Genomic DNA, 12,636 nt, shown 5'->3' with positions numbered 1-12,636 from the left:
TGATACACGACACATCCTGCGCCCGTTTGCGGACGACCAAGATTGATGTCGGGATAAATTAATGCCCCCGCCCGACACTCGTCAGGCGGGGGCACTTTGGGATCGTCTTACAGACCTGCGTTGATCGCCTGTGCTGCGTCGATGTTTTCCTGGCCTACGTCACCTGCGAATTGCGCCCAAACTGGCTTCATCGCGTCGACCCATGCCTGACGCTGCTCTGCAGTCAGTTCACGAACGGTGCCACCGGCATCGATGATTGACTGACGTGCAGCTTGGTTAACTGCAAACGACTCTTTGTTGCGTGCTTCTGTGACTTCATCGAGGATCGTCAAGAATTGGTCACGTACGTCAGCATCGAGGCTGTCGAGCCAGTCAACACTTGCCACAACGAGGTAGTCGATGATGCCGTGGTTGGTTTCGGTGGTACCGTCCTGCACCTCGAAGAACTTACGGCCAAAGATGTTTGACCATGTGTTTTCTTGACCGTCTACAACACCCTGTTGCAGCGCGCCGTATACTTCAGAAAACGCCATTTTCTGGGGTGAGCCACCGATTGCTTCCATCTGTGCAACCAAAACGTCAGATGACTGAACGCGGAACTTTAGGCCGTTCGCGTCTGTAGGCTGAACCAATGGTCTGTTGGCTGACATTTGCTTCATGCCGTTGTGCCAGAACGCAAGGCCCTGCAAACCGCGGCGCTGCATGCTGTCTTTCATCGCTTGGCCAGTCGCCGAGCCTTGGAACGCATCAACCGCTTCAATGTTTGTGAACATGAACGGAAGGTCAAAGATACGGAATTGCTTTGTGAACTTCTCGAACTTTGACAGCGACGGAGCGGCCAACTGAACATCACCCTGAAGCATTGCTTCGAGCACTTTGTCATCGTTGTAGAGCGTTGAAGACGGGAACACTTCCATGCAGGCTGTGCCGTTCATCTCGTCGTTTACGCGCTGCTCAAGCAGTGATGCGGCGATGCCTTTAGGGTGTTTGTCAGTGTTGGTCACGTGGCTAAACTTGATAACGATCTCGCCGTCGTCACATGCAGCAAGGCCAGCAGTGGCACTAAAGCTCAACGCGACAGCGGTCGCAGCAGCAGTAAGAAATTTCATGGTATCCTCCCTTGGAACCTTTAACGTTTAAGTCACAGCACAGGCCAAGCCGTACCGATCACGGATAGTTGAGAGGCAAACAAAAGAGCTCGCAAGCGCACTGCATGAAATAAGATATATAATTATTTATCAGTAGCTTAACGGATGTATGTGATGTGCGTCGTGCAGCATTATGCGATATTTCGCACAACGGTTACCGCTCACGTGCGAGAATCCGCACAGCCTAATCCGTGCGGTAATCCTCAGGCCTAAGCCCGTGTTTTGCTAATTTGTCGTACAGAGTTTTTCGGGGCAGTTTCAGAGTTTCTGCGACATGAACCGCGCGCCCAGCATGACGCCGCAGCGCTTGATCCAACAAAGATCGCTCAACTTGCGCCATCTGGTCGCTCAGCCCCATCACATCCCCCGCCGCCAGATCACTCACGCCAAGCGCATAGCGCATTGCTGCCGATTGAAGCGCACGCGCATTGCCTGCCCAATCATCGGCCATCAGGCGCGCAATCACATGGGGTGGCACGTCCGGACGTGCCAAACCGCCTTGCTCACACGCTTGATCGAGATAGTGCTGAAACAGGACCGGAATGTCATCTTTGCGCTCCCGCAGCGGCGGAATATGCACGCTCAGAAGTTCTGTGCGGTAAAATAGCTCGCTATTGAAGTGCCCGCCTGCCACTTCGCCTCGCAGATCACGCGAACTGGCAACAATCAAGCGCATCGGCGCCGTGGTTTCGGCAAAAATTGCCTGATTAGAATGACTTAGCGCCCAAACTTCATCCAAAAAAAGACTGCCGCCTTTTGCCGCCTCAATCGCTTTGTGGGCATCTGCCTCACTCAATCCACCGCTGACGCGCTTTACAAACGGCGCGTCGGACCCTGCGGCCAGCAAGTGGATAACTTCCGCCACACGTGAGGTGCCGACCCCCAACTCACCTGTGATAAGCGCATCGCCTTTAGTGGCTGCCACTCGGCGTACTTGGTGACGCATGGCCATTGATTGCGCCGACGCCCCCGCCAACATCCGCGCCGCTGCATCACCGGCCTCTTGGGCTGCTCTGTGTGCACGCAAATTCAACGCCGCTGTTCGGTGCGCCACCGCCCTGGTGACTTCGGCGCAAAGGACATCTGCCGCGCAGGGTTTTTCCAAAAAGCCAAACGCGCCAAGCTGAATGGCCTGCACGGCTTTGGGCACATCGGCCTCACCGGTCAGCAAGATTACGGGCAAGTCAGGATCAATACTGCGCGTGTAGTCCAAAACGTGATAGCCATCACGCCCGGGCATCCGGATATCCGTCACAATGATGCCCGCAAAGCCACGCGCAATGTGATCTTTGGCCGCTACGAATGAGCTGCATGCGATCGGTGCGAAATCACGCAAGGCCAATGTCTGACCCAATGCGTCGCGCACGTCAGCATCATCATCAATAATCAAAACTGGGGTGTTCATGCAGCCTTAACCTGTTCAATCCGTGGAAGAGTGACAGTCAAAACAGCGCCCCCCGCTGGATGGTTGCTGCCTTTGATTTGCCCACCGAAAGATTGAATTAACCCATATGAAATCGAAAGACCAAGCCCCATACCTTGGGCCTCACCAACTTTTTTGGTGGTATAGAAAGGTTCAAATATTCGGTCTGGCCCATCAAGACCCAGACCGCTGTCATGAAACGCCATGCTAATGCTGTCGGACGATGCCTCAGGGACGCTGATCGAAATGTGTAGCTTGCGTTCGGCCTGATCGCTCATCGCATCCAGCGCATTGCCGATCAGGTTCACAAAAACCTGTTCAAGCCGCACGTCGCCTGCACGCACACTGGCCGATGGCACGGCGTCATCAATCTCAATCGCAACGGCATCGGTCGTGATACGCGGCCCCAATAGATCAAGCGCGGCATCCAACACGTCGCGCAGGACCACGTCCGACAGGGGCTCGGATTCGTTGCGGACAAAAGCGCGAAGGTTTTTAATGATCCGCCCCGCGCGGCGCGACAACTCCGCAATGCGGCTGAGGTTTTGCGCGGCGGTTTCCGCGTCCCCCTTGGCCAAAAACGCCTGTCCGTTTTCCGCGAAACTGCCAATTGCCATCAACGGTTGATTTAGCTCATGACTGATGCCCGCAGACATCTGCCCCAAAGCACTTAACTTGCCCGCCTCGACCAAGTCCGCCTGTGCGCGGCGCAAAGCAGACTCAGCCTCTTCACGTTCCATGATTTGCGCGCGAAGACTACTGTTTACGCGCTGCAATTCCGCAGTACGGCGGTGCACGCGGTCTTCAAGGGCCGCATTCGCTTTGGCCAACGTGCGGCGGCGGTCTTGTAACGCCACCAACGCCAAGCCCGACAGCAAAACAACCGCACAGGCAAAAGCCGCTTGTAGCCCCGCCACACGAATGACCGGCGCAATATCAATCAACGCCTCTCCGGTCAGTCCGATCACCGGCAAGGGCTGCACCAAGTGAAGCGCGCGCTCGGGGATATACGGGCCAAGCGGCACCTCCCAGACCTCCTGCCCTGCAAGTTTTGCGATGTTGATCTGTGGAAACGGCGTCAAACGGTCACGGGAATATTCCGCAGTACCACTGCGCAGCCCCCCGCGCGCATCAAGCTGACGTAACACCAACTCGGACCGGTTTGACACGAACGCCACGCCCAACTCATCGGTAAAAAAAACCGCCGCCGTATCGCCACGCCAGTCCCGTTCAATCACTTCGATATCAGCGGCAACCAAGACCACGCCCTGCACCGGCCCCTGTGCCGAAAAAACAGGTGCTGCGTATAAAAACAAACGCCGGCCATCGTCACCAACCATATGATAGCTGCCCAAAGCACCACTCATCGCGCGTTTGAAATACGGCCGCTCAATGTGGTCAATACCCAAACCTTCAGTATCGGATCGCAAAATCGGTGTGCCGTTGCGATCCAGCACAGCAATATTGTGCGAGGCTGTTTTATCAGCGGTGGCGCGCAACACCTCGGCGGCGGTTTGCTCCGTCAGATCATTGCTGAGCAAAGGTTCTTCAAACGTAGCGCGTACAGCAGGATGGTCCGTCAAAAGCACCGCAAGTTGTCCGTAGCGTTGCAGCTGCGTCGTAAGACGGTCCGCCGCCAAAGATAAATCAGACGTGCCGCGCTTGGACAGATCGACAATGCCCTGACGCAAGCCAAGCAAATAGACTGCGCCGCCAATGGCCGCCGTCAGCGCCAGCACCGCCAGCAGCAAAGTCAAACGTGAGGAAAGTAATCTGATCATCTTTCAGGACATTAGAAAATGGTACTTGCAATGGCCAGACTCTTTGGGATTAGTCATCGCAATGAAACGTATCTCGCAGTCTCTTACTGACCCCGCCCTCAACGCAGCCCCTTACCCATTCTATGACCGCCTCCGCCAGATGGGTGAGTTGGTGTTTTGGGAGGAGTTCGATATGCCAGTGGCCAGTAGCCATGCGGCAGTATCGGCGTTGCTGCGCGACAAAAAATTTGGCCGCGAGGGGCCCAGGTTTGACGTACCAGATTATCTCGAGGCGTTCTACGCGGTGGAAGCCCACTCGATGTTGGAGCTGGAGCCACCCCGCCATACCCGTCTGCGTAAATTGGTCCTGCATGGGTTTACCTCGCGCAGGATCAAAACACTGGCACCGATGATCGAACAACTGGCAACGCAAAAGATCGATGCTTTCCCACAAGGCAATTTTGACATCTTGGAACACTTCGCCACCCCAATTCCCGTTTTGGTCATCGCCCGCCTTTTGGGTGTGCCCGACAGCATGGCAGATCAACTTTTGCGGTGGTCACACGCCATGGTGGCCATGTATGTGGCAGGCCGGACCCGTGAAATCGAAGAGCAAGCGGCCCAAGCCGCAACAGAATTCACAGAGTTCATGCGCAGCTACATCAATGAGCGCCGCACAACGCCCGCAGATGATTTGATATCCGAACTGATTGCAGCAGAAGAAGACGGCGATAAACTCTCAACCGACGAGATGATAACCACGTGTATTTTGCTGTTAAACGCAGGGCACGAGGCAACAGTTCATTCGCTTGGGAATGGCATCAAGGCGTGTCTTGAAACGGGACATGTTCCGAATGAAAGCACTCCGATCGGCCCACTCGTGGAGGAAATCCTACGGTTTGATCCGCCTTTGCACATGTTCCAAAGATGGGCGAAATGTGACGTTGAGGTTTTTGGCCATGACTTCAAGAAAGGCGATGCCGTTGGACTGCTGTTAGGCGCCGCCAATCACGACCCGAACGTCTACAAAGACCCACATGTTTTTGAACCAAACCGGTCAGGCAAAGTGCACACATCTTTTGGAGGCGGCATTCATTTTTGCGTCGGTGCTCCGCTTGCGCGGTTAGAAATGGAAATTGCGCTTGGGACCTTGTTTCAACGGTGCCCTAAGCTGCGCATCGCGGAGCGGCCAGAATATAAACCGGCATATCATTTCCATGGGCTCAGCAAACTAATTGTCTGTGCTGACTAAGCGGCTTTGCGCAACAGTCACAGCGGCAGAGCGCTGGTTGATTTGATTTCCTCCATGCTCAAAAGCGCCGTGACATTAAATACGCGCACTTCGCTGATAAGTGCCTGATAGAACGCATCGTAGGCGCGCGCGTTTTGCACACGGACCTTCAAAATATAATCGATATCCCCTGCAAGCCTGTGCGCTTCTTGCACCTCTGGACGCTCTTTAAGCGCCTTAAGAAACGCCGCTTGCCATTCGGCTTCATGTTCGGACGTGCGGATCAACACAAAAAAGCACGCCTCAAAACCAAGGGCATCCGCATCAAGGCGCGCGGTCTGTGTGCCAATGACGCCCGCGTTGCGCATTTTGCGAATCCGGTTCCACACAGGGGTCTTGGAACTGCCCACTGTTGCGGCAATTTCATCAAGTGACAGGCTCGCGTCCTGCTGCAGCTGTATGAGAATTTTCCGGTCTAGGTCGTCTATCTGAACAGCCATCTGCTTTTTCCTGTCGAGTTACTAAATCTTTCCATACAGGATAAATATACAGAACATACGTTCTTAGCATAGCCACCATATAGCAAAATAGTGGGAAAATATACTATATTGGGCGGTAGTTGAGTAGCTGGAGCACCGCCGCATGAAACATTTTCCCATATTCGTCGCCGTCGAAGGCCGTCGGATTGTCTTGTCCGGTGGCGGTGAAGAAGCCCTAGCCAAGCTGCGGTTATTGCTGAAAACCGAGGCCAATTTAACAGTCGTGGCAGAAAACGCCGCACCAGAGATCCGCGCGTGGGCCCAAGAAGGGCGACTGACATTGATCAGCCGCGCGATGGAGCCCGGGGACGCCATGTGCGCGGTCCTGTTTTACGCGGCAAACGGTGACGACGCCGAAGATGCGCGCGTGGCAGCACTTGCCCACCGTGATGGCGCGCGGGTGAATATGGTCGATAATTTACACGGCAGCCAATTCATCACACCGGCGATCGTTGACCGTGATCCGGTTACCATCGCCATCGGCACCGAAGGCGCAGCACCGGTTTTGGCCCGCGCGATCAAAGCAGATCTGGAAGCAAAACTCCCCGCGTCTTTGGGTGTGCTTGCGCGGATCGGCAAGTCTTTCCGCAGCGCTGTTGAGGCCCTTCCTATGGGTCGTAAACGGCGCGATTTTTGGTCCGAGTATTACTTTAATAAAGGCCCCCAAGCCATTGAAGAAGATGGTGAAAATGGCGTTCAGTCGGCACTTAAAAACCTGCTCGACACCTACCTGACGGATACGCGCGAAAAAGCAGGTCATGTTGACCTAGTCGGTGCTGGCCCTGGCGATCCTGACCTGCTCACCCTCAAGGCGCGCAAGGCTTTGGATAAAGCGGATGTGGTGATTTATGACCGCCTCGTAAGCGCAGAAATTCTTGAGCTCGCACGCCGTGAAGCGGTCATGATTGACGCCGGAAAAGAAGGTTTCGGCAAGGCGATGAGCCAATCTGAAATCAATGACCTTATCGTCAGCCACGCCAAAGACGGTCACCAAGTTGTGCGCCTCAAGTCCGGTGATCCAACAGTTTTTGGGCGGCTGGATGAAGAAATTGACGCATGTGACGCCGCGGACGTTTCTTGGCGTATCGTGCCCGGCATTACGGCCGCGTCTGCTGCCGTTGCTGGCATCGGCCAAAGCTTGACCAAGCGTGATCGCAACGGGTCCGTGCGCTTCATCACAGGTCACGACATGAAAGGCTATGCGGATCACGATTGGCGTGCGTTGTCACGTGCAGGCGAAGTTGCCGCGATCTATATGGGCAAACGCGCTGCGCGGTTCGTGCAGGGGCGCCTTTTGATGCATGGCGCGCACCCTGAAACGCCCATCACCGTCGTCGAGAACGTCAGCCGCGTGGAACAACGCACACTGACCTGCCGCCTCGGGACGCTTTCCGATGACCTTGAGACAGCCAATTTAACAGGCCCCGCGCTTATGTTGCTTGGCCTCGCACCACGCGCCGCTTTGCAAGTGGCACAAGATATTTCCATACAGGAGGTGGCCCAATGAGCCGCAGCTTCACCCCAAAAGTTATTACCGCCAACGCGCTTCTTGAAGGCGATGTCATCTATTGGTCACCTGAAGGGACTTGGGTTCGCACATTATCAAGCGCCGAAGTGTTTGAAGATGAAGCCGTTGCGCAAGAACAGCTTTTGACCGCAAGCAGCCAGCCTGCAGTCGCGGTGGGTGTGTACCTCGCGGATGTTGCCATTACGGACGATGGCCCCACCCCAATCCATTTCCGAGAAGAATTCCGCACACGCGGCCCATCCAATTACGCACACGGCAAGCAAGTGAAGTTGTCATAATGTATCAGTACAACGATTTTGATGCGGCTTTCGTCGCAGAACGGAACGCCCAGTTTCGCGCGCAGGTTGAACGCCGTATTTCTGGCGCCCTCACAGAGGATGAGTTCAAACCACTTCGCCTTATGAATGGTCTCTATCTGCAACTTCACGCCTACATGCTGCGCGTTGCCATTCCCTACGGTACACTAAACGGTGCCCAAATGCGCCAACTCGCAATGATCGCCGAGACGTTTGACAAAGGGTATGGTCACTTTACCACACGCCAAAATATCCAGTACAATTGGCCAAAACTAAAGGACGTCCCTGATATCCTTGACCGTTTGGCCGAGGTGGAGATGCACGCACTACAAACAAGCGGCAACACCATTCGTAACGTTACCGCAGACCACTTTGCAGGCGCTGCGGCGGATGAGGTAGAAGATCCGCGCCCAACAGCGGAGCTACTACGTCAGTGGTCAACAGATCACCCCGAATTTCAGTTTTTGCCGCGCAAGTTCAAACTTGCCGTGACCGGCTCTGCGGCGGACCGCGCTGTCATTCGCGCCCATGATATTGGCATTCAGATCGTCGAAAAAGATGGCGAAATCGGCTATAAAATTATTGTTGGTGGCGGCTTGGGCCGCACCCCGATGATTGGTAAAACACTTGCAGAATTTTTGCCAAAGGCGGATTTACTGCCGTTTGTTGAAGCCACGGTCAATGTTTGGAACCGTCTTGGACGCCGCGATAATAAATATAAATCACGCATCAAAATTACGGTTCACGAGCATGGCATCGATGACATCCGTGCCCGCGTCCTTACACGTTTCGAACAAATAAAGCCTACGTTCAAAGGTGTTGATCGCGATCTATTTGCACAAATTCAACAAAACTTCGACGCGCCAGCTTATCGCAATGCGCCCGTTGATGCGCACACAGCCATGCGTCTGGCCAACCCCGCTTACGCAAGCTGGTCGGACACAAACATCACCGCACACAAAAACGATAGCTACGCAATTGTCTCGATCAGTTTGAAAAAGCACGGCGCGACACCAGGTGACGCATCTGCAGATCAGATGCGCGTCATGGCAGAGTTGGCAGAAACTTATGGCCATGACGAGTTGCGCATCAGCCATGAGCAGAATGTTATCCTGCCCCACGTGCACCAATCAGACCTGCCCGCCATCTATGCAGCCTTGCGTGAGGCAGATTTGGCGACAGCAAACATTGGTCTGATCAGTGACATCATCGCGTGCCCCGGCATGGATTACTGCGCGCTAGCTACTGCGCGCTCGATCCCTGTTGCGCAAGAAATTGCTGAGCGCTTTGATGAATTGAAGCTTGAGCATGAAATTGGCGCGCTAAAGATCAAAATCTCTGGCTGCATCAACGCCTGTGGTCACCACCACGTGGGCCATATCGGCATTCTGGGTTTAGACCGCGCCGGCGTCGAAAACTATCAGATCACCTTGGGCGGTGACGGGTCCGAGGATGCGGCCATTGGTGAGCGCGCAGGTCCGGGCTTTAGCGCAGAGGCGCTAGTGCCAGCAATCGAGCGGATCATCGAGACATACCTCGACGTGCGCAGCGAAAAAGCAGAGACATTTTTACAAACATACCGCCGTGTTGGCATGGGGCCGTTCAAAGCGGCGCTTTATCCCGACAGCAAAGCATCAGCGGCATAAGGACCTGATATTATGACAGTAATTGTAACCGACAGCGGTTTTGCCGCGGACGACTGGAACGGTGGATTTTGCACGCTCGATAGCCTGCCTGCAAATGATTGCGCGGGCGTCGACCTGCCCTCAGACGCTGAGCCAGAAGACCTGCGCGCGCGTCTTGATGGGCTAAGCCTGATCCGCGTGGACTTTCCCAGTTTTGCGGACGGTCGCGGCTTTTCCATTGCAGCCGAGTTGCGCCGGATGGGCTACAAGGGTCGTTTGCGCGCCAAGGGTCATGTGATCTCGGATCAATACGCCATGGCCCGCCGCGTTGGTTTTGACGAGGTCGAAATTGATGACGCCCTCGCCGCCCGCCAACCCGAAGCAGAGTGGCTTTTTCGAGCAAATTGGACCAAGCACGACTATCAAGCCCGCCTACGCGGCTAAACAGCGCCTTTAACTGATCCAAATCAACGACTATGACAGGACGCGTGGGCATGACCCGCGCAATGACACTTATGAATGATCAAACACCCATGACCGACGCCCCCGCCGCAAAGGCCACACCAACCCTTCCCGACGCGCAAGTCGTGACAGCCGTTAAGCATTACACCGACCGGCTGTTTTCGTTCCGTGTCACACGCCCTGCGTCGCTTCGGTTCCGCTCTGGCGAGTTTGTCATGATCGGCTTGATGGGCGATCCGGACCCAAAAACCGGCAAACAGCGCCCGCTCTTGCGTGCTTACTCCATCGCCTCCCCAAGCTGGGACGAGGAGTTGGAGTTCTACTCGATCAAAGTTCAGGACGGACCGCTGACATCGAAACTTCAGCACGTTCAGGTAGGCGATGAAATTATTTTGCGCCCCAAACCTGTAGGTACGCTCGTTCACGACGCCCTGCTGCCAGGTAAGCGTCTTTGGTTTTTTTCAACAGGGACAGGCTTTGCGCCTTTCGCATCTTTGCTGCGCGATCCGGAGACGTATGAGCTGTATGACCAAGTCATCGTCACGCACACCTGCCGCGATGTAGCCGAGCTTACTTACGGTGCAGATCTGATTGAGAGCATCAAAACAGACGAGCTACTGGTCGAGTTGATTGGTGAAGAGAACCTTGCCAAGCTGGTTTACTACCCAACCACAACCCGTGAGCAGAGCCCAAAGATGGGCCGCATCACCGACCTTTTGAAGGACGGGACGGTTTTCAAAGACCTCGGCATTGAAGACGGTCTGTCGGCCGAAACGGACCGCGCCATGGTATGTGGGTCTATGGGGCTTAATGTGGATATCAAAGAAATTCTTGAAAGCCACGGGCTTGAGGAAGGTGCTAACTCTGATCCGAAACACTACGTGGTCGAAAAAGCGTTTGTTGGCTGATCAACATTAAAAACTATCAGTAAGTCATTGTTAAAAAAGGCCGCAGAGTTCTGCGGCCTTTTCTATTTTACCAATCAAAACAGCCTATCCACCGATCTGCGCTTTGATGGCATCGATAACTTGGTTGGCCATTTCAGGATTATTCTCCGCCTGCTCAATCAAAGTTTTAAGCGCTGTTTTCGCAAATCCAGAAATCTCAGAGCCTTCAACAAGTTGCAGCGCCGCGTCCGTATTCAGCCCTTCAGCCGTTAGCAGATCACCCAGTCTCACAGGATCAGCTTCAGCACTCGGGCGTGCCTCGGCGGCCGTTTCAGGAGCCGCTTCAGTTGCTGTCTCTACCGCTTCACTGGTCTCTTCCACAGTTTGCGACACCGCGTCCGCGGTGCCCTCTACAACATCCGTTGCCGTGTCAGAAACTGGATCCGCGGATTGTGTCGCCACATCCGCCACGGCGTTACCCGCGTCAGACGCGGCCTCGGTCGCGCCTTCCAAAAGAGTGGCAGCACCTTCTGTCACCTCTGTCACTGCACCAGAAACAGCGTCAGTCGCCGCTTCGGTCAGATCAGCCGCCGCATCTGTACCGTCACTCGCAAGCCCCAACGCATCGGACACCGCATTTTCCGCAGCTTCTTTTGCAGCTTCAACGGCCTCTTCTGCTTTGGCTTTTGCCGTATCCACAGCATCATCCACAGCCGTTTTGGCTTCTTCAACAACACTTTCAACCGCAGTGGTCGCACTGTCTGTTGCAGAAGTTACCGTTTCAGTGGCAGCTGTTGCGCCCTCGCTTACGGTTTCGGTTGTGGTTTCAACAGCAGTCTCAGCAGCGCCAGTCGCACTATCCGCAACCTCTTCCACGTTTGAGCCAGACACCCAAACATAGCCCGCCACCGCAATCACCACAGCGCCAGCACCCAATACTAATTTATTCATTTGCGTCACGTCCCCATTCACAAAACACTCGTTAACTCCGCAGAGCAGTACTCAACATATCACACGCTCACGCCAGCTTGAAAAGGACACAAGCCACAAAACGCCACAACAGCCAAAAATACGCCAAACACCCTTTGCAAACACGCATTTGCCGCTTGAAGCGCGCGACTTTAACGCCTAGTTTGCGCAACTAGAAATTACGACCAACCATTTAAGGAATGAACCCATAGCCCGCAGACCACATAATGCGCCTCCACAGCGCGACACCGGCCCCCGCGTCAATGACCGCATCAAAGCACTCGAAATTCGCCTGATTGGCGCTGATGGTGAAAACGGCGGCGTTGTTTCACCCGCGAAAGCCATGGCATTGGCCGAAGAAGCTGGTCTCGATCTGGTTGAGATTTCGCCAAACGCGAACCCACCTGTCTGCAAGATTATGGATTTCGGCAAGTATAAATACGAGCTGCAAAAACGTGAATCCGAAGCGCGTAAGAAACAAAAGACGATTGAGATCAAAGAGGTCAAGTTCCGCCCGAACACTGACACCAATGATTACAGCGTCAAAATGCGTAATGTTTTCAAGTTTTTGGAAAACGGCGACAAAGTAAAAATAACACTGCGTTTCCGTGGCCGCGAAATGGCGCACCAAAACCTTGGACGTGAATTGCTTGAGCGCGTTGCAGAAGACACAAAAGAGCACGGCAAAGTAGAAAACTTCCCAAAAATGGAAGGCCGTCAGATGGTTATGCTTATCGGACCTATGCCGAAATAAGCGACGATCTTATT

General features: G+C 54.4%; 12 protein-coding genes. 7 read left to right on the top strand and 5 right to left on the bottom strand.

Annotated features, from left to right (window positions below; translation table 11 throughout):
- Positions 1-107: 107 nt before the first annotated feature.
- The 3 genes from NIG5292_RS03450 to NIG5292_RS03440 all read right to left on the bottom strand — a co-directional run bounded on the left by NIG5292_RS03450 (position 108) and on the right by NIG5292_RS03440 (position 4,352).
- Positions 108-1,109, bottom strand: coding sequence for a DctP family TRAP transporter solute-binding subunit (locus NIG5292_RS03450; RefSeq protein WP_048598023.1), 1,002 nt, complete (start codon positions 1,107-1,109; stop codon positions 108-110).
- A gap of 223 nt (positions 1,110-1,332) precedes the next feature.
- Positions 1,333-2,553 (bottom strand): sigma-54-dependent transcriptional regulator, encoded by a 1,221-nt coding sequence (locus tag NIG5292_RS03445; RefSeq protein WP_048598021.1) that lies wholly within the window; start codon positions 2,551-2,553, stop codon positions 1,333-1,335.
- Positions 2,550-4,352, bottom strand: coding sequence for a sensor histidine kinase (locus tag NIG5292_RS03440; RefSeq protein WP_048598019.1), 1,803 nt, complete (start codon positions 4,350-4,352; stop codon positions 2,550-2,552). The genes NIG5292_RS03445 and NIG5292_RS03440 overlap by 4 nt, the downstream gene beginning before the upstream one ends.
- Positions 4,353-4,413: 61 nt before the next feature.
- Between NIG5292_RS03440 and NIG5292_RS03435 the strand changes: the two genes are divergently transcribed.
- Positions 4,414-5,583 (top strand): cytochrome P450, encoded by a 1,170-nt coding sequence (locus NIG5292_RS03435; protein ID WP_048598017.1) that lies wholly within the window; start codon positions 4,414-4,416, stop codon positions 5,581-5,583.
- A gap of 17 nt (positions 5,584-5,600) precedes the next feature.
- Here the strand turns inward: NIG5292_RS03435 and NIG5292_RS03430 are convergent, their stop codons facing one another.
- Positions 5,601-6,062: an Lrp/AsnC family transcriptional regulator gene (locus tag NIG5292_RS03430; RefSeq protein ID WP_048598015.1), complete on the bottom strand. Its 462-nt coding sequence runs from the start codon at positions 6,060-6,062 to the stop codon at positions 5,601-5,603.
- Between the two features lie 142 nt (positions 6,063-6,204).
- Between NIG5292_RS03430 and cysG the strand changes: the two genes are divergently transcribed.
- From cysG to NIG5292_RS03405, 5 genes are all read left to right on the top strand, one after another.
- A complete protein-coding gene (gene cysG / locus NIG5292_RS03425; RefSeq protein ID WP_048598013.1) occupies positions 6,205-7,608 on the top strand; it encodes a siroheme synthase CysG in 1,404 nt (467 codons plus the stop codon).
- A complete protein-coding gene (locus NIG5292_RS03420) occupies positions 7,605-7,907 on the top strand; it encodes a DUF2849 domain-containing protein (RefSeq protein ID WP_048598011.1) in 303 nt (100 codons plus the stop codon). Before cysG ends, NIG5292_RS03420 begins: the two co-directional genes overlap by 4 nt.
- Positions 7,907-9,571 carry a nitrite/sulfite reductase gene (locus NIG5292_RS03415; RefSeq protein ID WP_048598010.1) on the top strand — a complete coding sequence of 555 codons (1,665 nt, stop codon included), beginning with the start codon at positions 7,907-7,909 and terminating at the stop codon, positions 9,569-9,571. Before NIG5292_RS03420 ends, NIG5292_RS03415 begins: the two co-directional genes overlap by 1 nt.
- Before the next feature lie 12 nt (positions 9,572-9,583).
- On the top strand, positions 9,584-9,994 hold the full coding sequence (locus NIG5292_RS03410; protein WP_048598008.1) for a DUF934 domain-containing protein: 411 nt from the start codon (positions 9,584-9,586) through the stop codon (positions 9,992-9,994).
- 62 nt (positions 9,995-10,056) lie between these two features.
- The gene (locus NIG5292_RS03405; protein WP_370726274.1) at positions 10,057-10,920 is read left to right on the top strand and encodes a ferredoxin--NADP reductase; all 864 of its coding nucleotides are present in this window, start codon (positions 10,057-10,059) and stop codon (positions 10,918-10,920) included.
- An 84-nt stretch (positions 10,921-11,004) separates the two neighbouring features.
- Here the strand turns inward: NIG5292_RS03405 and NIG5292_RS03400 are convergent, their stop codons facing one another.
- A complete protein-coding gene (locus tag NIG5292_RS03400) occupies positions 11,005-11,850 on the bottom strand; it encodes a hypothetical protein (RefSeq protein ID WP_048598006.1) in 846 nt (281 codons plus the stop codon).
- Positions 11,851-12,046: 196 nt separating this feature from the next.
- Here NIG5292_RS03400 and infC point away from each other — a divergent pair, with 196 nt between their 5' ends.
- Positions 12,047-12,622, top strand: coding sequence for a translation initiation factor IF-3 (gene infC / locus NIG5292_RS03395; RefSeq protein ID WP_074842022.1), 576 nt, complete (start codon positions 12,047-12,049; stop codon positions 12,620-12,622).
- Positions 12,623-12,636: the final 14 nt, after the last annotated feature.

Source organism: Nereida ignava (assembly GCF_001049735.1).
GTDB classification, from domain to species: domain Bacteria; phylum Pseudomonadota; class Alphaproteobacteria; order Rhodobacterales; family Rhodobacteraceae; genus Nereida; species Nereida ignava.
This window is presented reverse-complemented; position numbering and strand designations above follow the sequence as displayed.

Bases quoted from the DNA above. Each gene is read 5' to 3' on its own strand.
- NIG5292_RS03450 (WP_048598023.1), bottom strand. From the start codon at position 1,109: ATGAAATTTCTTACTGCTGCTGCGACCGCTGTCGCGTTGAGCTTTAGT.
- NIG5292_RS03445 (WP_048598021.1), bottom strand. From the start codon at position 2,553: ATGAACACCCCAGTTTTGATTATTGATGATGATGCTGACGTGCGCGAC.
- NIG5292_RS03440 (WP_048598019.1), bottom strand. From the start codon at position 4,352: ATGATCAGATTACTTTCCTCACGTTTGACTTTGCTGCTGGCGGTGCTG.
- NIG5292_RS03435 (WP_048598017.1), top strand. From the start codon at position 4,414: ATGAAACGTATCTCGCAGTCTCTTACTGACCCCGCCCTCAACGCAGCC.
- NIG5292_RS03430 (WP_048598015.1), bottom strand. From the start codon at position 6,062: ATGGCTGTTCAGATAGACGACCTAGACCGGAAAATTCTCATACAGCTG.
- cysG (WP_048598013.1), top strand. From the start codon at position 6,205: ATGAAACATTTTCCCATATTCGTCGCCGTCGAAGGCCGTCGGATTGTC.
- NIG5292_RS03420 (WP_048598011.1), top strand. From the start codon at position 7,605: ATGAGCCGCAGCTTCACCCCAAAAGTTATTACCGCCAACGCGCTTCTT.
- NIG5292_RS03415 (WP_048598010.1), top strand. From the start codon at position 7,907: ATGTATCAGTACAACGATTTTGATGCGGCTTTCGTCGCAGAACGGAAC.
- NIG5292_RS03410 (WP_048598008.1), top strand. From the start codon at position 9,584: ATGACAGTAATTGTAACCGACAGCGGTTTTGCCGCGGACGACTGGAAC.
- NIG5292_RS03405 (WP_370726274.1), top strand. From the start codon at position 10,057: ATGACACTTATGAATGATCAAACACCCATGACCGACGCCCCCGCCGCA.
- NIG5292_RS03400 (WP_048598006.1), bottom strand. From the start codon at position 11,850: ATGAATAAATTAGTATTGGGTGCTGGCGCTGTGGTGATTGCGGTGGCG.